This window comes from Vreelandella vilamensis, assembly GCF_031451755.1.
In the GTDB taxonomy this organism is placed as follows: domain Bacteria; phylum Pseudomonadota; class Gammaproteobacteria; order Pseudomonadales; family Halomonadaceae; genus Vreelandella; species Vreelandella vilamensis.
Map to the genome: position 1 here is coordinate 20,564 of NZ_JARWAN010000020.1, position 23,279 is coordinate 43,842.

The 23,279-nt window shown below is 55.3% G+C and carries 22 protein-coding genes; 11 read left to right on the forward strand and 11 right to left on the reverse strand.

Annotated elements, in window-relative coordinates:
* Window positions 1-8 precede the first annotated feature (8 nt).
* The 6 genes from QC823_RS12065 to QC823_RS12090 form a co-directional block, all read right to left on the reverse strand.
* Window positions 9-671, reverse strand: coding sequence for a bifunctional 4-hydroxy-2-oxoglutarate aldolase/2-dehydro-3-deoxy-phosphogluconate aldolase (locus QC823_RS12065; RefSeq protein WP_309656599.1), 663 nt, complete (start codon window positions 669-671; stop codon window positions 9-11).
* A 29-nt stretch (window positions 672-700) separates the two neighbouring features.
* Entirely contained in the window at window positions 701-1,366 is a 666-nt protein-coding gene (gene pgl, locus QC823_RS12070; protein ID WP_309656600.1) for a 6-phosphogluconolactonase, read from the reverse strand.
* 20 nt (window positions 1,367-1,386) lie between these two features.
* Window positions 1,387-2,892: a glucose-6-phosphate dehydrogenase gene (gene zwf / locus QC823_RS12075; RefSeq protein WP_309656601.1), complete on the reverse strand. Its 1,506-nt coding sequence runs from the start codon at window positions 2,890-2,892 to the stop codon at window positions 1,387-1,389.
* 81 nt (window positions 2,893-2,973) lie between these two features.
* Complete coding sequence (locus QC823_RS12080) at window positions 2,974-3,813, reverse strand: DUF2797 domain-containing protein (RefSeq protein WP_422823651.1); 840 nt, start codon at window positions 3,811-3,813, stop codon at window positions 2,974-2,976.
* A 68-nt stretch (window positions 3,814-3,881) separates the two neighbouring features.
* Window positions 3,882-4,166 (reverse strand): YeaC family protein, encoded by a 285-nt coding sequence (locus tag QC823_RS12085; RefSeq protein WP_309656602.1) that lies wholly within the window; start codon window positions 4,164-4,166, stop codon window positions 3,882-3,884.
* A gap of 32 nt (window positions 4,167-4,198) precedes the next feature.
* Window positions 4,199-5,050: a rhomboid family intramembrane serine protease gene (locus tag QC823_RS12090; RefSeq protein WP_309656603.1), complete on the reverse strand. Its 852-nt coding sequence runs from the start codon at window positions 5,048-5,050 to the stop codon at window positions 4,199-4,201.
* Window positions 5,051-5,284: 234 nt separating this feature from the next.
* On the opposite strand from QC823_RS12090, the gene QC823_RS12095 reads away from it, so the two are divergent.
* The 3 genes from QC823_RS12095 to QC823_RS12105 all read left to right on the forward strand — a co-directional run bounded on the left by QC823_RS12095 (window position 5,285) and on the right by QC823_RS12105 (window position 8,408).
* Window positions 5,285-6,307: a patatin-like phospholipase family protein gene (locus tag QC823_RS12095; RefSeq protein ID WP_309656604.1), complete on the forward strand. Its 1,023-nt coding sequence runs from the start codon at window positions 5,285-5,287 to the stop codon at window positions 6,305-6,307.
* 131 nt (window positions 6,308-6,438) lie between these two features.
* Window positions 6,439-7,125 (forward strand): SDR family oxidoreductase, encoded by a 687-nt coding sequence (locus tag QC823_RS12100; RefSeq protein WP_309656605.1) that lies wholly within the window; start codon window positions 6,439-6,441, stop codon window positions 7,123-7,125.
* Window positions 7,126-7,475: 350 nt separating this feature from the next.
* Complete coding sequence (locus tag QC823_RS12105; RefSeq protein ID WP_309656606.1) at window positions 7,476-8,408, forward strand: cation diffusion facilitator family transporter; 933 nt, start codon at window positions 7,476-7,478, stop codon at window positions 8,406-8,408.
* Between the two features lie 292 nt (window positions 8,409-8,700).
* On the opposite strand, the gene QC823_RS12110 is transcribed toward QC823_RS12105, so the two are convergent.
* From QC823_RS12110 to QC823_RS12125, 4 genes are all read right to left on the reverse strand, one after another.
* Window positions 8,701-9,702, reverse strand: coding sequence for a metallophosphoesterase (locus tag QC823_RS12110; RefSeq protein ID WP_309656607.1), 1,002 nt, complete (start codon window positions 9,700-9,702; stop codon window positions 8,701-8,703).
* 2 nt (window positions 9,703-9,704) lie between these two features.
* A complete protein-coding gene (locus tag QC823_RS12115; protein ID WP_309656608.1) occupies window positions 9,705-10,640 on the reverse strand; it encodes an NAD(+) kinase in 936 nt (311 codons plus the stop codon).
* 61 nt (window positions 10,641-10,701) lie between these two features.
* Window positions 10,702-11,571, reverse strand: a complete 870-nt coding sequence (locus tag QC823_RS12120; protein WP_309656609.1) for a carboxylate/amino acid/amine transporter — start codon at window positions 11,569-11,571, stop codon at window positions 10,702-10,704.
* 86 nt (window positions 11,572-11,657) lie between these two features.
* Complete coding sequence (locus tag QC823_RS12125) at window positions 11,658-12,191, reverse strand: YqaE/Pmp3 family membrane protein (protein WP_309656610.1); 534 nt, start codon at window positions 12,189-12,191, stop codon at window positions 11,658-11,660.
* A gap of 216 nt (window positions 12,192-12,407) precedes the next feature.
* On the opposite strand from QC823_RS12125, the gene QC823_RS12130 reads away from it, so the two are divergent.
* From QC823_RS12130 to QC823_RS12155, 6 genes are all read left to right on the forward strand, one after another.
* A complete protein-coding gene (locus QC823_RS12130) occupies window positions 12,408-12,815 on the forward strand; it encodes a CBS domain-containing protein (RefSeq protein ID WP_309656611.1) in 408 nt (135 codons plus the stop codon).
* A gap of 282 nt (window positions 12,816-13,097) precedes the next feature.
* On the forward strand, window positions 13,098-13,457 hold the full coding sequence (locus tag QC823_RS12135; RefSeq protein WP_309656612.1) for a hypothetical protein: 360 nt from the start codon (window positions 13,098-13,100) through the stop codon (window positions 13,455-13,457).
* Window positions 13,458-13,480: 23 nt separating this feature from the next.
* Window positions 13,481-14,341 (forward strand): AraC family transcriptional regulator, encoded by an 861-nt coding sequence (locus QC823_RS12140; RefSeq protein WP_309656613.1) that lies wholly within the window; start codon window positions 13,481-13,483, stop codon window positions 14,339-14,341.
* 417 nt (window positions 14,342-14,758) lie between these two features.
* Window positions 14,759-16,249, forward strand: coding sequence for a sodium/proline symporter PutP (putP, locus tag QC823_RS12145; protein WP_309656614.1), 1,491 nt, complete (start codon window positions 14,759-14,761; stop codon window positions 16,247-16,249).
* Between the two features lie 272 nt (window positions 16,250-16,521).
* On the forward strand, window positions 16,522-20,187 hold the full coding sequence (putA, locus tag QC823_RS12150) for a bifunctional proline dehydrogenase/L-glutamate gamma-semialdehyde dehydrogenase PutA (RefSeq protein ID WP_309656615.1): 3,666 nt from the start codon (window positions 16,522-16,524) through the stop codon (window positions 20,185-20,187).
* A 195-nt stretch (window positions 20,188-20,382) separates the two neighbouring features.
* Complete coding sequence (locus QC823_RS12155; RefSeq protein ID WP_309656616.1) at window positions 20,383-21,021, forward strand: OmpW/AlkL family protein; 639 nt, start codon at window positions 20,383-20,385, stop codon at window positions 21,019-21,021.
* Window positions 21,022-21,085: 64 nt separating this feature from the next.
* On the opposite strand, the gene QC823_RS12160 is transcribed toward QC823_RS12155, so the two are convergent.
* The gene (locus QC823_RS12160) at window positions 21,086-21,418 is read right to left on the reverse strand and encodes a YqcC family protein (RefSeq protein WP_309656648.1); all 333 of its coding nucleotides are present in this window, start codon (window positions 21,416-21,418) and stop codon (window positions 21,086-21,088) included.
* Between the two features lie 287 nt (window positions 21,419-21,705).
* Here QC823_RS12160 and QC823_RS12165 point away from each other — a divergent pair, with 287 nt between their 5' ends.
* The gene (locus QC823_RS12165) at window positions 21,706-22,758 is read left to right on the forward strand and encodes a DUF3549 family protein (RefSeq protein ID WP_309656617.1); all 1,053 of its coding nucleotides are present in this window, start codon (window positions 21,706-21,708) and stop codon (window positions 22,756-22,758) included.
* A 26-nt stretch (window positions 22,759-22,784) separates the two neighbouring features.
* Window positions 22,785-23,225, forward strand: a complete 441-nt coding sequence (locus tag QC823_RS12170; RefSeq protein WP_309656618.1) for an ATP-dependent zinc protease family protein — start codon at window positions 22,785-22,787, stop codon at window positions 23,223-23,225.
* The last annotated feature ends 54 nt before the right edge of the window (window positions 23,226-23,279 follow it).

Consider the following 23,279-nt stretch of genomic DNA (forward strand, 5'->3'; position numbering starts at 1 on the left):
CGCCGCCATTAATGATGGAAACGCTCGGCGGCTTGGCGTGCGAGTTCACGAATCGCGGCCCAATTTTCTTCATCGATGAGCGCTTTCGGCGTTAGCCAGGAACCCCCTACGCACATCACGTTTTCCAAAGCGAGGTACTCACCGGCATTCTCAAGCGTAATACCGCCGGTGGGACAAAAGCGCGCCCCTGATAGCGGCCCGGCGAAGGCCTTGAGCGCGCTGATACCGCCACTGGATACCGCGGGGAAGAACTTAAAACGGCGATAGCCATACTGCCAACCCGACATCACCTCAGACACTGTGGCCACACCAGGCAGCATCGGCACGGGGCTTTCGACACCGTAACGGTAAAGCGCCTCGGTGGCACCGGGGGTGACAACGAAATCCGCCCCCGCCTGCTCTGCCTGACGATACTGTGCCGGGGTTAGCACGGTGCCCGCGCCAATGCTGGCACTGGGCAGTGCTTCGCGCATGCGCTTTATCGCCTCCAAGGCACACTCGGTGCGTAGCGTCACTTCCAGTACGGTAAGCCCACCGTCCACCAGCGCTTGGCCTAGCGGTACCGCATCTTCCAAGCGCTCCAGGCTAATGACGGGAAGCACTTCGGCCTTAAGGCAGATGCTATCGAGCTCGGCGGTGCGGGTGGAAGGTAGCTGTTTATCGAGCGACATTTAAAATCTCCTAAAAAACGTGACAACGCCTAAGGCGCCCAGTACGTCGCAAGCGGGCAGGCAAAAAACGCCCGGATCGGGAACTGGCGTGCATCATCGCCTTGCAGGGCGTTCGCCAGCACCGCGCGCTTCTCCTCACCGGTAATATGCACGAAATGGCGCCGCGCTTGATGCAACCGGTCGGCTGAAAGTGTCATACGCGGCAGCGGCTGACTCGGCGAGCGCACTGCCACGACTGATTCGGCAGTGGTGAGTGCTAGGGCAAGCTCCCGGCTATCGGGAAATAGCGAGGCCGTATGACCGTCGTTGCCCATACCCAGCACCACGACACTGGCGGGCCAATTTAGCGTTTCAAGGCGCCTGCCCACCTCGGCGGCGCCCTCTTCCGGCGTCTCAGTCGCGGCAGTAAGCGGCACAAATTTAGCCCTCGCCGCCGCCCCTTGCAGCAAATGCTCGCGAACGCGTTGGGCGTTGCTCTCGGAATTTTGCTCCGCCACCCAGCGCTCGTCGGCAAGGGTGATATCAACGCGCTCCCACGCAAGCGGCATGGCGGCCAGCGCCTGAAAAAACGGGATGGGCGTGGCACCACCGGACACCACCAATAGGGCACGCTCTTGGTGCTTCAAATCCGCACGTAGGCCCTCGGCCACGGCTTCGGCGAGTTGTTCGGCAAGGTGTTGGCGTGCTTGGCTCATCTCAGTAATCCTCGTACCTCTCAATAATCCTCGTACCAGCTGCGGCCGTCCTGGGTAATCATGGCAATCGAGGCGACCGGCCCCCAAGAGCCTGCCGGATAGCGCCGTGGCGGCATTTCGCGGGTTTTCCAGCCGTCGATCAGCTGATCGCACCAGCGCCAGGCATGCTCGACTTCATCTCGGCGCACAAACAGATACTGTTGGCCTTTCATGACTTCCAGCAACAGGCGCTCGTAGGCATCGGGGATACGCGATTTGGGGAATGCGCTGTTGAAATCCAAGTGCAACGGGCCAGGGCGCAAGCGCATGCCTTTATCCAAGCCGCTATCTTTGGTGAGCACTTGCAGCGCCATCCCCTCTTCTGGCTGGAGGCGAATAATCAGTTTGTTGGCGGCTAAATCACGCTGATCGGGGTCGAAAATGTAGTGGGGCTGCTGGCGAAAGTGAATCACGATCTGCGAAAGCTTCTCTGGCATGCGCTTACCGGTGCGCAGATAAAACGGCACCCCGGCCCAGCGCCAGTTGGCGACTTGGGTTTTCATCGCCACGAAGGTTTCAGTTTGGCTTTGCGCGTTGGCGCCCTCTTCTTCTAAATAACCGGGCACCGGTTGGCCATCGGTGGTGCCGGCAATGTACTGACCGCGCACCACATCGCGCCCAATGGATTCACCGGTAAACGGCTTGAGCGCCTTGAGCACCTTCACTTTTTCATCGCGAATGGCGTCGGCATCAAGATTGGCCGGTGGGTCCATGGCGATCAGGCAGACTAACTGAAGCAGATGGTTTTGCACCATATCGCGAAGCTGGCCGGCTTCATCGAAGTAGCCCCAGCGCCCTTCGATACCGACTTTTTCGGCGACGGTGATTTCGACGTGGGAGATATGATTCTGATTCCACTGAGTCCCGAAAAGCGGGTTCGCAAAGCGCAGCGCGATCAAATTCTGCACCGTTTCTTTGCCCAGATAATGATCGATACGGTAAATACGCGACTCGGGAAACACGCGGCCGATGGCATCATTAATCGCCTCGGAAGAGGCCAGATCAAAGCCGATTGGTTTTTCCACCACGACGCGATCTTCCTCGCCGATACTGCCGCTCTCACTCAGATGGTGGCTTATATCGCCATAGAGTTTGGCCCCCACGGAGAGATACACCACCATTGGCCGCAGCGAGCCTTCGCGCCACTGGCGAATGGCGCTAAAGCCCTCAGGTTGGGAAAAATCGAGTGACCGATAGTCCAGGCGGCGGAAAAAACGCGTTAGGGTTTGTTCATCCTGTTCATCACTTTTTATCCGCGTGGATAGTGTTTTGCTTACCTGCTTTTGAAACGCGACCACGTCGTGGTTCTGCCGTGCTAGCCCCATGATGCGGGTATCGGCCGACAATAAACCTTCACGATCAAGATGGTAAAGCGCCGGCAGCAGTTTGCGCTGCGCCAAATCACCCAGCGCACCAAAAATCACGAGATCAATGGCGTGGTGTGAGTCGCCTAGCGCACCCGTTTGCGCGTCGTGAGATTGGCTCATCGCGTTGACTCCCTTTGCTTGCCCCGCATGGCTTAGCTCTTCTTACGTAGCCACCCCGACAATTTGATGCCGACGCCCGTACTAAAAGTTTAGCGTGATTTCATAGCCAGTAAACTTACGCAAATTAATAACACCGGTATCCAGCAGTAAGTATTGCCCCTTGAGGCCTTGCAGCACGCCTTCCACCCGAGGGTTTTTATCAAAGTTGTGCGAGACGACCTTGCGCGGAAACTCACTCACCGGATAAGTAAACGTATACGCGCTTCCCTCTAGCGGGCGAATCGCTTCATCGCCGTGTTCCGCTTTAAGCTGATTTAAACCGCTTTCCAGCTGAGTGAATAAGCGGTCGCGCTCGGCCTTCAAATCGAGCGGTTCTACCTCGCCTTTGAGCATTGCGCGCCAGTTAGTGCGATCACTTACCTCCTCTTTGAACAGCACCTCGACAAAGCCTGCCTGCTGACGGGTATCAACCTCCAGAATCGGCAGCGCCTGAATAGCCCCTTGATCCAGCCAACGAGTCGGCATCTGTGTTTTGCGGGTAATGCCAACTTTCACGCCCGAAGAGTTAGCCAGGTACACCACATGGGGTTGAAAACAGTGTTGCTTAGCCCACTCGGGTTCACGGCAAGTGCCTTGAAAAAAGTGACAGGTTTCGGGCTTCATAATGCAGGTATCGCACTGAGCTAACCGCTTGAAGCATGGGTAGCAATATCCTTGGGCAAAGCTCTTTTTCGTCGCGCGCCCGCAGTGGGTACAGGCAATCGCACCGCTCCACTCAAGTGTCAGCGGCTGGCCTAGCTTGTCATTCAAAGCAAACTGTTGCTCTCCTGCCCGCAGGGCATAGTTCACGGGTAGCTGAGCGTTCGCCGCAGGCTCGATCACCATCTTGCGCAGGCACCCACGCAGCTTGTTATCACTCATTCACTGACAGCCTTTTTGTCTAAATCAAGCTCATCCACGGCACTATTTAATTTAATCGCGCGAGGCATCTAGTCGCGTGTGGCATCTTTGGCAAGCCCAGCCATTTCTGGCGAAACACCCTGCCCTGTGGCGCCAGCGCCGCAGGTGCGCTGCTCTAAATACCCTACACGATTCTCTTCGGGTACATTGTTTTCGGCTTCATAGCGCATCACTGCTTCTAAGCAAAGCTCGGTTTGCTCGGGCGTTAAATAGCGCCCATCCGGCCATTTACGTAGCGACACCGCTTGCTTCAAGCTTTCATATATTGCCGGGGTCATCTGGTTAATCATTTTATCGAAGGTCATATCGCTCATCGCCAACTTCTCCTCATTAACTGCCGTAAACACTAGCGCCGTAAGTACCGTGAAGAATAATACCAACCGGTTGCCAATCCCACGAGCAACCCGCCTAGGTGCGCCTCATTGGCGACATTGCCAAAGCCAACGTTGCCCGCCATATCGGTCATGGTGAATACCATCCAACCGAGCATAAACACCACCAGCATGGTAGGAACAAAAAAGCCGCTTGCCGGCACACGGCGCGACATCAACCACACGTGACCTAAAAGCGCATACACCACGCCGGACATGCCACCAAAAAGCACTGTTCCAGTAGCGTACTGGGCAAGATTCGCGCCCACGCCAGCGAACACTAAAAGAAGTAGCATGGTGCGGCTACCTTGTAACATTTCAATTTGCCGGCCGAAGTACCACACCCACATCAAATTAAAAATCAGATGCATCCAGCCAAAGTGCAAAAAGGCCGGTGAAAGCAGACGCCAAATCTGACCGCTGCTTAACGTGGCCGATAGCGAGCCAAACACCAGCTCATCGTTGGCGATACCAATCGGCACAATGGTCAAGCTCACAATGAGTAAATCACCGAATAAGCCGATTAAGGCAAACACTAAAAGACTTAACACAATCATTGCCGCCGTCACCGGCACACGCTTTAACGCCGGCAACACGTCGGCGCTGCGTTGAGAACGCCCTTGAGAGCGACGCGGCAAAGTGAGCGCCTCACCTCGCTCCCAGCGCTGCACCAAGGCCTGTAACTCAACGTGCTGTTTGGGGTCAGCCACCCAGATCAACTGGCCGTCGGCCTCAGCCGTAATGCGATGCCCAATGCGGTTCTGCCAGAGAGCTTGGCGTAGTTCCCGCGTATCGGCATCCTGAGGCAATAGCATGACGGGGTGCATATTGGTATCTCCCAATTAACTTAAGCGGCTCGACCTTGAAACGTCACGCCAGAACATTTACCCCATCTTACCGTATCGCGTGCCGAGATCAGACCCTGGTCAACGCGCATTGGTTACTGCAAAGAGCGACGTAACGGATAAATCCCGTGTGTGGTAACCAATAAGGATTTTGTTGTGTCATGCTGATGATCATTACGCTATTTATTCAATGCCCAGTACCTAGGAGCAGAGCCGATGGGACAACCGAAATTGTTAGACTTAGCATTGCAAGGTGGCGGTTCGCACGGCGCTTTCACCTGGGGCGTCATCGACCGCTTATTGGCGGACTCACGGGTTGAAATTGAAGGAATCAGCGGCACCAGTGCCGGCGCGATGAATGGCGTGGTAATGGCCGATGCGCTAACCCGTGGCGATAAAGAGACCGCGCGACAGGCACTGCACGATTTCTGGCAAGCCGTTAGCCGTGCGGGCATGGCAAGCCCTATCCGTCGCTCACCGCTGGATAAGTTGACGGGCAATTGGAGTTTAGAGCACTCACCGGGCTATATCGCGATGGACATAATGAGCCGGTTGGTTTCGCCTTACCAGTTCAACCCGCTCAACGTAAACCCTCTGCGTGAGATTGTCGCCGAGCGTATCGACTTTGACCGTGTTCGCCGCTGCGAGCAGCTCAAGTTATTCGTGACGGCGACCAATGTTCGTACTGGCAAACAGCGGGTGTTTCGTCGCCAAGAAATGAGCATTGATGCGGTCATGGCCTCTGCCTGCCTACCGTTTGTGTTTCAAGCCGTTGAAATTGATGGAGAGGCTTATTGGGATGGCGGCTATATGGGTAACCCGGCGTTGTTTCCACTGATGGAAGAATGCAGCGCTCGGGATATTTTGCTCGTCCAGATCAATCCCATTCGTCGCGATGACCTTCCCACTACGGCGTCGGCCATTATGAATCGCCTCAACGAAATCACGTTTAATTCGGCGCTGATTAAAGAAGTGCGCATGATCGCCATGCTCAAGCAGGCACTTCACGACCAAGGCATCGAAAACTGCTACTCACAGGCGCTTTTTCATCGCATTAGCGGCGAAGAGCCGTTAAAAAAACTTTCGGTGTCCACCAAGCTTAACGCTGAGTGGGCTTTTCTGTGCCACCTGTTTGAACAAGGAAGCGCTGCCGCTGACCGCTGGCTGGAAGACAATGCCGAAGCACTAGGCGAACGCTCCACTCTGGATATTGACGATGTTTATTTGCACGACAGCTAATCTCGTAAAGTTGCTGAATGCCTATCGCTAACGCTCATACGCTATTCGTTTGCAGGCTTACGATTTGCATAACCACGCTCATTTCGCCATCCTAAATAATCACTTATGTTTAGCTATAAGGAGTATCAATCATGCATAAAGGCGTATTACTTATCACCGGAGCTTCAAGCGGAATCGGGGCCGCCACGGCGCGCGCTGCGGCTAAAGAAGGCTACAAGCTGGTTCTCGTCGCTCGCTCAACGGATAAGCTCACCGCGCTTGCGCAAGAACTAGGGCCAGAAAACGTGCTGACCTGCACGCTCGATGTCACTCACATGGACGACCAGCGTGCCATGGTCAATGAAGCTCTAGAAACGTTTGGTCAGATTGATGCGGTCTTCGCTAACGCCGGTTGCGGCGGCACGTCAGGTGGCTTTAGCGGCGCAGACCATGAGCGCTGGAAAGACATGATTCTGACCAACGTTTACGGCGTAGGACTTACTCTTCAAGCGTGTTTACCGGCACTCAAGCGTAGCAAAGGCCATGTACTCCTCACCGGTTCTGCGGCGGGACGTGCCACCATTCCAGGCTCTATGTACAGTGCCACTAAGTGGGCGGTGACCGGCATCGGCTACAACCTACGCGAGGAACTTCGCGGTACTGGCATCCGCGTTACGTTAATCGAACCTGGCATGGTCGACACGCCCTTTTTCGACGAACCGCCTGAGCATGCATTACAAGATCGCGACATTGCCAATGCCGTCGTTTACGCGCTGGCGCAACCGGCCCATGTTGACGTTAACGAACTATTGATTCGCCCCACCCCACCGCTTGAGTAGATGGACGCATCAGCATCGCGGAGGAAGGGGAGTCATGTGCGAAGCCCTGACATTCCAAAGGGATCTTGCCGATTCCCCGCTGACTCCCATGCCTGGTACTCATCCAGGCCCAGCGCCACGAGATTCCGTCGACGACCTGAAAGGCGCCCCAGTGGTTGCCTCACCCTATCTACAAGCAACACTTTCGTTAAGAAGACGTCCAGTGTTTGGAGGACAAGGAGGTCAAACTGCGCACTTGGAAGGTTGAGTTTAAGGGTGATGAAGTGTCGATGGAAGGGTGGCGCGCCCCCTTGTTAACATGCCCTCCTGTTATACTGTCGCTTTTATCAAGCCCAAAGGGCAGTGGCGTCATGAAAACCGAGTCTCATACCTTAGCCTTTTCTGCCTTCATGGCATTGCTGATTGGCTGTGCAGGCATTGCCGCGACACTGGCATCCAATTCCCAGGCGATTTTGCTGGATGGACTGTTTAACCTGATATATTTCGGAGTTGCGCTGGTCACCATCAAGGTCAGTCGCCTGGCTAGCCGTCCGGATAGCGAGTCCTACCCGTTTGGCTACAGCTACTTCGAGTCGCTGGTAAATCTGTGCAAGGGGCTACTGATTTTTGGCGTGTCGATATTCGCCTTGGTTGATGCGATTGCCGCGTTGCTCACCGGTGGACGCGCCATTGCGGCAGGCATCGCCATCGCATACGCCCTCTTTGCCACCGCTGCGTGCTCGCTGACCGCATGGGTCATGCACCGCAGCCTGCGCTCGGTCAGCAGCCCGCTGGTGGAAGCCGACAAAGCAAACTGGGTCGTCAACAGCGTGATTTCAGCGGCGGTCCTAGCGGCCTTTTGTTTGGTGCTGATCTTTGAAAAGCTCAACTGGCAAAGCATACTCCCTTATATCGACCCACTACTGGTCATTGCCGTTGTCGTGTTATGCATGGGTGTACCGGTACGCATGGCCTCCCAGGCATTAAAGGAACTGCTCAACAAAACGCCAGAAGAAGCCCTTGCAAAGCCCGTCCATCATGCCGTCGGGCGTGCACTGGCGGATATCGATACTCAAGAAGTGCGCGTGCGCATGGTACGCCCCGGCCGCCTGCTGTATGTCATCGTCCATGTGGTATTACCCGCCACTCCTGATATTACCATTGCGGCCCAGGACAAGCTGCGAGTGAAAGTCGATGACGAAGTGAGGCGTTACTACTCCCCCGTGGTTTGCGACGTGGTATTCACCGCCGACACCCGCTGGGCAGCCCCCTCTTGTGGACTGCTGGTTGAGACATCCCGTTAAACCACTCAACCTGCCGTGTGCCCTGGTTCACACGTAGCGCGCTGACGTCCCCTAGCCGGGCCGTGCAGGGGCCTTCCCCTCACGTTATCCTGAAGCACCACTCCTAGTAACAGCGCCAGTCAGGCATTGCGCGCAATGCCTGGTACGCACAGAAAAAGCCCGGCGGGGGGAACCGCCGGGTAAAAGCAAGGGATCATTCAAGGGAACACTTAATCTGATAACGAAAAGCGAACATAGTTCAGTCGTGACAAAATAAATATGTAACGTTATGTATCTTTAAAAAAGTATCGTTTTAAACGGCATCCGCTTCCCACTGCTGGGGCAAGACGTTTTCTTCTTTCGGCACTCGTACCCACACAAAGCGATCGGCACTCAGTTCGGCTTCACCACTCCATCGATACGCCACTAAACGCCCGTATTTGACCGCGCTATAGTCTAAACAAGCAATATTGGCGGTAGGCAAAGCGGGAATTCCTTCGCACCAGTAGTGGCCAATAAATAGTGGTGGCTCATCCGGTCCGTAGTAACTCAGTCGCGCACGTTCAGTGTCAGTCAACGGACGCGCTTCCAAATCTCCGGGTAAATTATCCGGTTGAAATACCACATCACCCCACACTTGCGGCGCTTGGCTCCAAAAATGGGTGCGAAAACTCTTACGCGTAAAACCATCGCCTGAGTGAATCTCAATACCGCTCGGTAACGGAATATGCGTGCCGCGGGTTAAGCGGTCAAGAATCCGAAACGCTTGCGTGGAAGAATCGGTTGACTCGACCAAAAAAGCCTCGTCCATACAAGCATTGGGTTTGCGCTGACGCAATTCAGCTATGAGTGCCTCATCCCAGCAAGCGTGCACCACGCGAATACCGTCAAGTTCCAGAAATAGGGGGATGGTCTTGAACCAGGCTAGGGTGTCTTCCCATTCATTGGTATGGTCACGATATTGTGCCAACGTGTCTTGAATGATGCGGTTGTGACGAGGCGTATGCTCACGCAACCAGCGCTTGCCACTCAGCGCCGGTGCGGGGTGACAGTAAGCCAAGGCGTTATATTCATGGTTCCCCATGACGATATGCGCCTCACCCGCTTGCACCATGCGCCGCGCAATCAAGACCGCCATGCGAATGCGGGGGCCACGATCAATCAAGTCACCAAGAAAGATCACTTTGCGCCGCGGGTGGCGATAAACCCCTCCACGCTGTGAATACCCAAGCTTTTCAAGCAGCGCTGCAAGTGTGGCACCACAACCATGAACATCACCAATAAGATCGTAGCCTTCTGTCTTACTTGCCAGCATGCTCAGTCTCCTAGCCGGTTGCTCCACCCCAGTTTACTGCGCAGCACCTCGTAGAAATTGTGACCTAGCGGGTGTACCAGCTGAACGCGCTGCGGCTTGCGGGTGATGATCAGCACGTCATCCGGTTTGGCCACAGAGCGAGTTTGCCCATCGCAACTGATGTGCGGATAGGTTTGATTGGTTTCACCAATATGGAGGCGGATTTCACTGGCGGCATCGACCACAATTGGACGACTTGATAGCGTGTGCGGAAACATCGGCACCAACGTCACGACATCGAGCTTGGGGTGCATAATAGGGCCGCCGCCAGAAAGCGCATAAGCTGTTGAACCGGTAGGAGTGGCCACAATTAAGCCGTCGCTGCGTTGGCTGTAAACAAACTGACCATCAATGAAGAGCTCAAACTCGATCATCCGTACCGCTTTACCTGGATGCACGACAACTTCATTAAGCGCTTCCCCTTTGCCCACAGCGACGCCATCACGGTAGAGCTCAGCGTCGAGCAAAAAACGCTCTTCGCGCTCAAAGCGCCCAGCAAGCACTTCGCCGACCCGCGTTTCCAGCTCATCTGGGGAGATGTCGGTCAAAAAACCGAGCCGCCCGCGATTGACACCTAAAATTAACGTACCGGTATGGCATAACGTGCGCGCCGCGCCCAATAGGCTCCCATCTCCACCAATCACGATAACCAAATCGCAAAGCTCGCCCAATACACGGCGGCTTTCCTCTGGTTGCCCGTGATCAGGGATGACCGTTGCCGTTCGGTCTTCCACTAGCACTTTATACTCGTGATTCACCAGATACGTGACGAGACGCCGAAGCGAATCGACAACTTTCTGACTGCCCAACCGACCGATCACACCAATCGTCTTGAACGGACGGTCAGCAATGGCGGTTTCCGTTGGCGAAAGCGATTGCGATGAAGACGTGTGCGTCATAAGGCCAACTCGTTAAGTTTAGGGCCATTATCACTATCCGTATCGCTGCGGGCAAATCGACTTATGCCGCTTTATAGCCGTGATGCTCCTGCCACCAGTTGTTAAGCCACAACGAAAACGCAATGATAAGCGCCCCAAGCGCCAGGCGGGTTAGGTCGGCTTCACGGTTCCAAATCACGAGGTTGACCAGCAGACCTGCGGGGATTAATGCGTTATTCATGATCGCAAGCGTTCCAGCATCCACTTTCGTCGCGCCACGGTTCCATAAGAAGTATCCACCTGCCGAAGCCGCTAACCCCAGCCACGCTAGCACGCCCCATTGCAAGCCGCTTGATGGAAGTGCCGCTGCGTTACCCAACACCAGGAAAACCGGTAGCGCCACGGCTAACGCGCCCAGAAAAAACCAGCCGAAAACATTATGCCAAGGCAGCGACGACGGCAGCTCTGCAGCAAAACGCCGGTAGCCAACCTGACCCAGCGCGAAGCAAATATTCGCGCCTTGTACCACTAAAAAACCGGCCCAAAAGCTACCATCAATGCCGTCGTAACGGATCACTGCCGCCCCCATCACCGCCAGCAGTGCCGTTAGCAGGTAAAATGGGGTAAAGCGACCGAACATAAGATCGTCCAGCAGCGCGATATAAATTGGCGTAAAGATGGTAAACAGCAACACTTCGGGGACGGAGAGCAGCAAAAAGGACTGATAAAAGAAGAGATACATCACCCCCAGCTGCACAGCGCCTATTGCCATGAGCGTCACCCGCTGCTTACCACTCAAAAGCCGGGGACGCAAAAAAGGTAAAAATACCAACGCAGCTAACCCCACACGCATCAGTACAGCAAAATAGCTATCCACCTGTCCCGCGAGATATACACCAATTAATGAAAATGAGAACGCCCAGAGCGCAGTCACGCCAACCAGATAGGTCATAGTAAACCCCAAACAAAAAAACAGTTGACGGGATTATACTAAGCTCTTCGTCGCTGCCAAGAGGTAAACGTAAAAAATAACGTAAGTTAACGGTTTTTTAGTCGGGCATTGGCATAGTTCACCGCGTAAAAAGCACCGGGCACCCAGGCTAATAGCGTCAATGCGAGCGCAAGGAAGACGTTGCGAGCACGTCCGCCAAGCAGCCCCACGGCAAGCGGAGGCAGCAGCACGGCAAGGGCGATATAAGCGGCTTTAAAACCAGAGGGAAGCGCTGCTGGCGATAGCTTAGGCGTTTCCTCTGCTTGCGATGAAGTGGATTTAGCCGATGATGGCGCGGGGGTAAAGTGCTGAACGCTAGCGGCCTGCTTCGAAGACGCTCCCGCCTGCTCCGCCTGACGGTGCGCTTCTTTATCAATTTTTTGTTCTATGGTCTCGGCATCTTCGGCAATATTTTCGTGGTAGCGCTCCCACTCTTCCCAATCATGAGGCGTGCCAGCTTTCGGGCGTTTTTGCCCTGCCCCACGCGCACGCTCCCAGGCCTTTTCTTCCAGCGTATTAGGACGTTCAGGATCTCGATCCAGCCCAACCCCTTTACGGCTTAAATACTCACGTGCATCCATGACAGACGCTCCTCTATGTTGTCAACTCACTAATAGACGCTGTTAACCCACTAGCGTTGAAAGCGATGCTCGAACCTTATCCACCTTCTGACTACAGTAAACGTGTACCCACATGCGTGGCGAGCCCGCTTGTTGTTACGCTGAGGGAGTAAAATCGGTAACCGCTTATTCATATCAGACTAGCGGTCAACCAGACAGTTCTTAAGGAGCATAGCCATGAGTCAAAAGCAGCCCGATACCGTTCGCGATATCATGTCACGCGACTGCTACCGCGTTTCTCCTGAGGCGTCCGTTACAACCCTTGCTCAGGGGCTTGCGCTTCACCGTTTGCCAGGGGCTCCGGTAGTAGATGGCGCCGACCGGCTTATCGGCTTTATTTCTGAACAAGATGTCCTCGGCCAAGTACTTGATAGCATTTACAATGATGGCGAGGCGCCTTTAGTGAAAGAAATGATGCGCCATGAAGTGCTAAGTGTTACGCCAAACAAGAGCATTACCGATCTTGCTCAAGAAATGTTAGGAGCAAAACCTAAAATCTACCCAGTGGTGGAGCAAAATCGCTTAGTCGGCACTGTCACGCGGCGCGACGTACTGATTGCACTGCTCAAAATTCGCCGCCACTGATCCTTGGCAACGGCCATCTCTTATTGCCTTTCTTAAACAAAAAAAAACCGCTGCTCATTGAGCAGCGGAAGCAAGGGATCGAAAACAATAAACCAGTGCAACAAACCTAGACATCTTTTAACTTCACCATTAGCGACTGCTATCGCTTGTTGCCTGTGCTTAATCTGACACCTATTCGGTAAAAAGTTCGTTAGCTTAGCGATTTTTTTTCTTGCTCCGCGAAAGCGTATACTGAATAGGAGTTTTTTCGCCCGTTTTATCACTCTTTTTCGGAGACGCTGCATGGCGCTCTATTTACTGGTATTTGGCGTTTGTTTGCTGGTAATCGGCAGTGTGGTGGCTATTTTGCTCACGGCACGTACACCGCGTTACCGCACGGAACCAGAAGACTTGCTAGCTTTATTTGATAAAGCGCTGGAAAGCAAAGTAAGTGAAAGCGAATGGAATGCGATCATTCACTATCCCGTTCGCCACAACGAATACCTTGACGGCGTCCGTCGCCGCGCAGCACGTTTGATGGAGGAGCATGGTCGTCGCTGGCAAATTTCCCAAGGCAAGCCGCTACTGGATAAAACAGGCCAAGTCGAACTAAAGGCTCTGCGTGACCACCTTGCCGCACACACGGCACTGCACCAACAATAAGCCGTGTTAACGAGGATATCGTTATGCTTAGCACCATTCGTCACCTTCCTCTCGATACCGCCACCCGACACCACGCCCACGATTTCCATCAAATCGTGATTACCGTCTGCGGTGAAGCTGAATTTGAAATCGAAGGGCTTGGCGGTCACGTGAACGCATTTTCCGGCTGCATCGTGCCGGCCAATCACGAGCACTATTATTCGGGCAATCCTCATAACCGCCAGTTGATTTTAGATCTACCTGAGCAGGCTCCTGCTCTTTCCGGCGAACATCGCGAACTGGTGGCGCTATTCGATGCGCCGCGTTTTTTCTCTCTCGATACCGCCTTGCGTCACTACTTAGCGTTTCTCGACAGCGAGATCGTGCCAAGCTCTCAGCGTATCGACGATTTTCAGCATGACCGCCTCGCCGTGACATTGCTCGGAGCACTAAAAGTACGCCTTGGGGAAACGCCTACAATGCCACTTAAACGGCTCAATTTGGCGCAGATTCACCGTTATATTCAGCATCACCTGAGTGAGGATCTTCGCGTCGCTGACCTTGCCCGCCTCGCCTGCCTCAGCGAAGCTCACTTTTCCGCACGTTTTCGCGCTCAAACCGGCCTTTCTCCCTGGCAGTACGTTCGTCGTGAACGCCTAAGTGCAGCACGTCAGCTTTTACTCCAAAGCCGCTTACCGTTGACCGACATCGCCTTACAAACGGGATTTGCCAACCAAAGCGCGCTATCCCATGCATTTCGACGCCGCTACGGTATTGCGCCTCGCCACTTTCGCGAGCATGCCCACCCCACCCCTTTGCATGATCCCACCTCGGCATTAAGCACCTCGCATTTAGTTAACTCGCCGTTGACAAGCTCACTGGCAAGCCCACTGAAGCTCAACTAGTGTGATTAAACCTCTCACACAAACGACTAATGTCTAAAAAATCACATGTTTGCCATGAAACTGACACGTTTTGCCATGCTTTAGACAAGCACTGTGCGCCTTCGCGCTCTACATTCGTTTTGTTATTGAAAAACCATTATCCATAACGCTGACGCTCGGCGATGAGTAAGTCACTCATCGCATCAATAACCTAAAAACCCTGAAAAGGAACCGTCTTATGGCTAAAAACAAGATAGCGCATGCCCTCATCTACGTAGCGCACCCTTTGGCGACATTTTGGCCGGCAGCACGCGGTGGCCAGTAACGTGAATATGAAAAGGAGTTAATAACAATAAAACCGCGTCATTACCGCATTCTTCTCGGTAAGCGCACTAACCTGTCGGAGCTCGCTCCGTCCTGACAAACTGGAGATATTTCATGGCTACTGGTGTTTGGATTAGTCTATTTGGCTACTTTGCGCTCATGATCGCCATTGGCGTTTATGCCATGCGTAAAGCAACGTCGTCATCCGAAGATTACATGTTGGGTGGCCGAAACCTAAGCCCTCAAGTGGCGGCCCTGTCGGCCGGTGCTTCGGACATGAGCGGCTGGTTGCTACTCGGTTTACCCGGGGCAATGTTCGTCTCTGGCCTGGGGTCAGCCTGGATCGGTATCGGCCTGCTCGTGGGGGCGTTCTTCAACTGGACGCTTGTCGCACCACGTCTTCGCGAACAGACGGTGCACTATGGTAATGCGATTACCATTCCGGAATTTCTGGCAAACCGCTTTCCGACTCGGGCGATGTCACTGAGAACGGTATCCGCTGTCGTCATTGTGATTTTCTTCGCGGTGTACACAGCCTCTGGCCTCGTGGCTGGTGGCAAGCTGTTCGAAAGCGCATTTTCCGGCGTTATCAACATTGCAGGCTTTAGCGACTACGCCATGGGGATCATCATTACACTAGGCGTAGTGCTTATTTACACCGTTGTCGGTGGCTTCCTGGCCGTGAGCATGACTGACTTCGTACAAGGCTGCATCATGATGCTGGCATTGATCATTATGCCGGCGGTTGTTCTCTTTGGCGAAGGTGGCGGCGGTTACTCCCAGGCATCGCAGACCCTGAATGAAGTTGATCCCACGCTGTTATCTTGGACGTCAGGACTCACCTTCATCGGCTGGCTCTCCGCAGTAACTTGGGGGCTGGGTTATTTCGGCCAGCCGCACATCATCGTGCGCTTCATGGCTATTCGGACGCTGAAGGATGTCCCCATTGCCCGCAACATTGGCATGGGCTGGATGCTTATTTCTCTGATCGGTGCCATTTCTCTGGGCATATTCGGTCGAGCCTTTGCGGTGCGCAACGGTTTGGATGTTCAAGACCCAGAAACGATCTTTATTATTCTGGCGGAACTGTTGTTCCATCCGCTGGTTACCGGCTTCCTCTATGCGGCACTGCTTGCGGCGATCATGAGTACCATTTCTAGTCAGCTCCTGGTGTCGTCTTCATCACTGACCGAGGACTTTTATCGTTTGTTCCTGCGCAAGGAAGCGTCAGAGAAAGAGTCTGTAACCGTTGGCCGTATCTGCGTGGTGATAGTGGGCATCGTTGCCGCCATCATTGCCTCTGATGAGAATTCTCAAGTTCTGGGGCTGGTCAGTAACGCTTGGGCAGGCTTCGGCGCGGCATTTGGACCGTTGATCATCCTATCGTTGATGTGGCCACGCACGAATGGTACTGGCGCCATCGCGGGCATGGTGGTGGGTGCTGCCACCGTCATGATTTGGATCTCACTGGGCTGGAACGGCTCCTTCATGGGTGGCCCTGGTGTGTACGAGATCATCCCTGGCTTCATCGCTTCCTTGATTGCCATCATGGTGGTCAGTAGCGTGACGGCCGATTCGGGTGAATACCAACACATCAATCGCTAATTACAGGCTCACAGGACACATTCAATGCAGCGAGAGGGCTCCCGCGGGAGTCCTCTGTGTATAGCATCCTAAAAAAGACCAGACAAATTGTTGATCGACTAAACAGACAATCGTTCAGCGTGTCACACATGGTGAATCTTTTAACGCCCCAGGACATCCAAAGAGATGACCTGTCAGTGTCATGAAACGAACGATAATGTGCTTTTAAAGAGAATGACTACACCCTATCCGACGCATCGACGTTAGGTGTCGGGTAGCAAGGAGAGACCCCTATGAACGAAGCCAACCTTCATCTACAGAGTGACGTGCGCGATTTGCGCTTTCGAATCCGCGATAACTATGACGCCAATGAGACAGATGTGCTGCACGGGCTTATCGAGCGGATCAAGTTGTCGGAGGATGACCGCAAGAAAGTTGCCGCCGTTGGCGCCAACTACGTGGAGCGCGTGCGCAAGGAAAGATCGCCCTCAATGATGGAGGCGTTCCTGGCCGAGTACGGGCTCTCAACCACTGAGGGCGTTGGCCTAATGTGTCTGGCAGAAGCGCTGCTGCGCGTGCCCGATGCCGAAACCATTGACGACCTGATCCATGACAAAATCGAGCCATCTGACTGGGGTGCTCATCTGGGCAAGTCAGCTTCGTCGATGGTCAATGCCTCGACTTGGGCCCTGTTGCTGACCGGCAAGGTATTGGACGACGACCCCAAGGGACCAACACGAGCGCTTCGCGGCCTGGTACGCCGTATGGGCGAGCCGGTGGTACGCAAAGCGGTTGGTCAGTCGATGAAGATTCTTGGCCGCCAGTTCGTGCTCGGTCAGACCATCAATGAAGGCATGAAAAATGCCCGCGAACTCGAAAAGCAGGGCTACACCTATTCCTACGACATGCTGGGTGAAGCAGCACGCACTGATGATGATGCGGTTCGCTATCACCAGGCCTATGCCGAAGCAATTACGGCGATTGCCAAGCAGGCTAAGGGCGACGTACGTGGTAGCCCCGGCATCTCGGTAAAGCTCTCAGCGCTGCACCCACGCTATGAATACACCCACCGCGACACGGTAATAGCAGAACTTCTGCCGCGTGCAAAAGAATTGGTCCAGCAAGCAGCCAAGGCCAACATCGGCTTCAATATCGACGCCGAGGAGCAGGATCGTCTGGATCTGTCCCTCGACGTGATCGAGGCCCTGATGGCCGACCCCAGCTTAGACGGATGGGATGGTTTTGGGGTGGTCGTGCAGGCTTACGGGCGCCGCGCCGCGCCGATGATCGAAACGCTCTACGAACTCGCCGAGCGATACAATCGCAAGATCATGGTGCGTCTGGTAAAAGGTGCCTACTGGGATACCGAAATTAAGCTATCTCAAGAGATGGGCGTCAAGACCTTCCCGGTCTTCACCCGTAAGGTCAACACCGATGTGAGCTACATGGCCTGCGCGCAGATGTTGCTCGACCGGCGCGACCGCATCTATCCGCAGTTCGCCACACACAACGCCCATACCTGCGCTGCCGTGGTGGAAATGGCGGGCAGCGATAAGGACAGCTACGAGTTTCAGCGCCTGCACGGCATGGGCGAATCGTTGCACCACATCGTCAAGGAGTCGGAAGGTGCCCACTGCCGCATTTACGCCCCGGTCGGCGCGCACCGCGATCTGCTGGCTTATCTGGTCCGCCGCCTGCTGGAAAACGGCGCCAACTCCTCGTTCGTCAACCAGGTGGTGGATAGCTCAATTCCGCCGAGTGAGGTCTCCAAGGATCCCATTGAAGGGTTTAACCAGCTCGGCAGCGACGTTTCAAGCCCGTTGATCCGCCAGCCCGGCGAGCTTTTCGCACCCAATCGCAAGAACTCCAAGGGCTACCGTATTAACGAGCCCGCCTCAATTCTACCGCTGCTCAACGCACGTGAAAGCTTTGCCGACAAGACTTGGACGGCAGGCCCCATGTTGGTGGGAAGCCCAGCACCCCAAGGGCCCGCTCGCGATGCTGTCTCCCCCGCCGATGGCTCGCGGGTGGTCGGCAAGGTGCACGAGGCCACCCCGGAAGAGGTCGCCGCCGCCCTCGACGCTGCCGAAAAAGGCTTCCAAGACTGGTCGGCGCGTCCAGCTTCCGAGCGTGCCGAGGTACTGCGCCGTACCGCCGACCTCTACGAGAAACACATTGCCGAGCTAACCGTGATTACCACCCGCGAAGCGGGCAAGATGATGTTCGATGGCATCGCTGAAGTGCGTGAAGCAGTGGATTTCCTGCGCTACTACGCCAACGAAGGCGAGCGATTGGAAGCGGAAGAACCCGGCAACGCCCGCGGCATCTTTGTCTGCATCAGCCCATGGAACTTCCCCCTGGCCATCACCACCGGTCAAATTGCTGCGGCCTTGGTGGCGGGCAACGCGGTACTCGCCAAACCTGCCGAGCAAACACCGCTGATTGCCGCCCGTGCCGTCGAACTGATGCGTGAAGCAGGCCTGCCGGAAGCGGCCTTGCAGTTGCTGCCGGGCGATGGGCCGACGGTGGGCGGCCCGCTGACCAGCGACCCGCGGATTGCCGGTGTCTGCTTTACCGGCTCGACCCCGGTGGCACAGATCATCCACAAGGCGCTGGCCGAGAACGCAGGGCCTGATGCCGTGCTAATCGCCGAGACCGGCGGGCTCAACTCCATGATTGTGGACTCCACGGCGCTGACCGAGCAGGCAGTGCGCGATATCCTGATCTCCTCCTTCCAGTCGGCCGGTCAGCGCTGTTCGGCGCTGCGCATGCTGTATGTCCAAGAAGAAGCGCGGGATAGATTGCTCAACATGCTCTACGGCGCCATGGACGCGCTCACCATTGGCGACCCCTGGAACACCGATACCGACGTATCACCGGTAATTGACGCCGACGCCCAACAGGAAATCAGCGACTATGTGGCGGCACACGAGAAGAACGGCAAGGTGCTGAAGAAATTAGCTGCACCGGACACCGGCACCTTCGTCACCCCAGCGATCGTTGAAGTCGGCGGCATTAAAGATCTCGAACGTGAAATCTTCGGCCCAGTGCTGCACGTCGCCACCTTTAAGGCACGCGACATCGACAAGGTGGTCGATGACATCAATGGCAAGGGTTACGGGCTGACCTTCGGTCTGCATACCCGTATTGATGATCGCGTGCAGCAGATCGTCGAGCGCATCCATGTCGGCAACGTCTACGTGAATCGCAACCAGATCGGTGCCATTGTCGGCTCTCAGCCGTTTGGCGGCGAGGGCCTCTCCGGCACCGGGCCTAAGGCCGGTGGCCCGCTCTACGTGACACGTTTCCGCCGCACCGCCGGTGTCGAGCACGTTGAGGCACCAGAAGGTAAAACCGTCTCACTCGGCGATCTCCAATCGGCTCTTGATGGGCTAGATGCGCGCAACTGGGCGGCGCGTCGTGATCGCGTCGAGGTGCTTCGCCGCGCGCTCTCCGGCAAGGCTGGTGTGATCCGCAAGGCGCTCGCCGAGACGGCCGCGCTGGACATGACGCCGCAAACCTTGCCGGGGCCAACCGGGGAAAGCAACCGCTTGGCGATGTATCCGAAAGGGGCGGCACTCTGCCTCGGGCCAACGCTGGACATCGCCGTTGCCCAGGCCGTACAGGCGCTCGGCGCGGGCTCTCCGGCGGTGCTCGTCACCCCGGGGGCTGTCCAGGCCGTGAAACCGCTTATTGACGCCGGCGCGCCGGTGATTGGACTAGACGGAAGCGTTTTGCCGGATACCCTGACGGCGGTCAAAGGTATCGACACCGTGGCCGCGGCGGGCGCCAGCGACTGGACCCATAAGTTGCGGGTTGCGCTTGCCAAACGTGATGGCGCCATCGTGCCGCTCGAAACCCAGACCATCTCACCAGCGCGCTATGTCGTGGAACGCCACCTGTGCATCGACACCACCGCTGCGGGAGGTAACGCTAGCCTGCTAGCAACGGCTGAATAAGGTCGTCAACGCTTTTTTAAGACCACCTTCGGGTGGTCTTTTTTTGTTTATATCCCCGGCAGATTCTCAACTCTTGCGCCAGGTCAATATCCGCTAGGTAAGTGGCCGTTACACTCTTATGCATTCACTACGTGGTTGTCTTCAACACGCGGTTGCCCAGGCGGTAACCCATGTTTCTTGCAAGGAGTTTTCCCCATGCGCAAAGTTGCTCTGCCTACTCTTCTCGCGGCCGGCATCGCCGCTGCCGCCATCACCACCTCAAGCCAAGCGTTTGCGTATGGCGCGGGTGATTTCTTTACGCGTATTGGCGTCGCCAAAGTTGAGCCTAAAAGCGATAACGGTACGCTAGATACCGCTCTTGGCGACCTGGAAGTAGACGTACAAGACGAGAGTCAATTCGCCTTTACCCTCGGTTATCGTTTCCACGACAAGATGGGGGTAGAGCTGTTAGCGGCTCTACCTTTCGAGCATGATATTCATCTCAATGGGGGCAATATTGCTTCAACGGACCACCTGCCGCCTACTGTAACAGCCCAGTACTATCCACTAGGTGGTACCGATGCACGTGTACAGCCTTACGCTGGCGTAGGCTTTAACTATACACGTTTCTCGAATGAATCCGTTGATATCGACGGTGTAAGTCTTGATCTTGATGATTCATGGGGCGCCGCAGGTCAGCTGGGCGTTGATTTACTCATCGACGATAACTGGGCGCTTAACGCCGCCGCTTGGTACATCGATATCGACACCGATGCTAAGGTCGCCGGTGCTGATGCAGGTACTGTTGAAATCGACCCGGTCGTGGTCATGGCAGGTATTAGCTACCGCTTCTAAACGAGTATGACGTTTCATGACAACAGCCCGCCTTTTGGCGGGCTGTTGCGTTTAGGCGAGCGCTTCAGTTTTGCGTCACGACGTGATCGACTCTCTCCACCGCCCGCACGACCAACACCTGATCGCTTGCGCGGACCTTCTCCTGCTGCAAGTAGGCGGCGATGGCAGGTGCTACCTCGCACTTTGCCGGCATGGGGGCTTTCGCCTCCACTAACATGTGCAAGCGTTGGATAAACACAAAGCGCAGCCACTGCGGTAGCGACATGGTGTCCACACAAAACGGCTGCTGGCTGGCGAAATCCGCCGTACTCGGCTCCTCCACTCGCCATAGATTTGACGCTTTTAGTGTTGCTTCCAACTCCTCTAGCGCCTGCGCTAGTTGCTGATGTGCTGTAATCATCATGATCCACTTATGAAATATATGCCTATTATCCCAGCCAGACGCCATTGCGGCTACCCGGCTGACGAGCACTTTTCCCCACACCGAAGAGATTCACAGAAATCTTGTAAGAGCCTGTGGATAAACTATGGAAAGATGTCGTTTAGGCTTTCCTCATGGGCTTTCGTCGAGACTGTTTATTATTTAACCACCGTGTAAAAACGCTAAGCCGTTTTTTCACCCTGACCGGCTGACACTCAGCAAACGGCAAGGTAAAGTGCTCGCTCAAAACGCGGAAGGAAGCCATGCAACCTATTCATACGCTTGACGACTTTTTTATGCGCAGCGGCGCTGATGTTTCGTTTTATCACATGGGCCGCAGGGTCACGCCCTGCCCACGTGACGTACTCAGCGCGCTTGAAACCGGTAATGAGCCGTGGCCTGAGCCATGGCAAGGGCACGCGCGTTTGGCCATTGTGTTTCGCTTAGGTGATATGCCCGAACCCGCCATTTGGTTTCTTAGCTTTCCGCTTGATGAACAGGGGTACTTATCTCCCGCTCAGCGCGACGCCTTCTTACAGCGTCTGCTTGAGACGCTGGGACGCAATGCGACGAAGAACGAAGCGAAGCCAAACAACGCCAAGCAGATCAGTGACGAAAGCACCCGTGAAATCGAGCACTTAATGAAGGATAATCCACTGGCTTTCACGCCGAGCCTGCCTTTTCAGGCCATGCTCAACGCGCGGGCAACCGATGATTTAGGCTTGCCCGCCAGTCAACACCTAGAGCCGGTTGAGGCGTATATCAGCCGTCAGCAATCGATTGATTGGCAAGCACTTGGGTTTCAGGGCGTCGCCGACTTTGTGGTGCGCATGGATGACACGCAGGCGCAACAACTTACCGGCGTTCTGGAGACACTGCCGACCGAGATGCTGCACTCGATTTGCTACTGCCTAGAGCACACTGCCCTACCCACCGCGCTGGTAACCGCGCTACGCGACCGAGGTGAACAGGCGGCAACGCAAGGTGATGTGGAAACCCTCTGCGCCTGTGTCCGCGCTGTGGGTAGCAGCCAAGAACCGCATGTCGGCGAATGGTATCAACAGCTGTTAGAAGACAGCCACGCTTGCGGGCCAGATTTACTCGCGGCGATGGCCGGGCGTGGCTGGATGCATCTGGAAGACAACGCACGCTTGCCGCTTTACCTCAATCGACTAGCGGAAGACGACCAAAATGACTTTGGCGCCGTGATTCGCGATCTGGCGTTGATTCCACGGCTACGTTTACCGGTCATTATGCTATTGCGCGATGCCCCTGAGGGCTCCACTATTCAACAGCGGCTTGCGTCTATCACTTAAGCGCAATGGACGACTAAGGAGGTACCGTGAAGGAGCTACCTTTTCAAGCAAAGGCAGTGATTGGTCGACGCGAAATGGTCACCCTACCTGAGCTCAATTTACACCTGTGCTGCAAAGCGGACACCGGTGCGCGGACATCTGCGCTACATGCAGAGGATATTCATACCTCTGAAGACGAATACGGCCAGCTATGGGTGAGCTTTGTCACTCACTCCGGCGGCCCCGACACACCCGCACACCGAGTGAAGCTACATCTACACGACCGGCGACGCATCACCAGTTCAAATGGCCATAGCGAATGGCGCTATATCATCCGCACGCCGATGCAAATGGGCGAGATGAACTTCCCGGTGGAGTTGTCGCTCACCGACAGAAGCGACATGCGCCACCCCATGCTCCTTGGACGCCGCGCGATGCGTCGCTTGCTAATCGCCCCTGGGACTGCTTTTTTACACGGTGAACCCTAAACGGGCGCGTCCACATCGAAAACATTCCACCCTTTGCCGCCAAGATCATTTTTA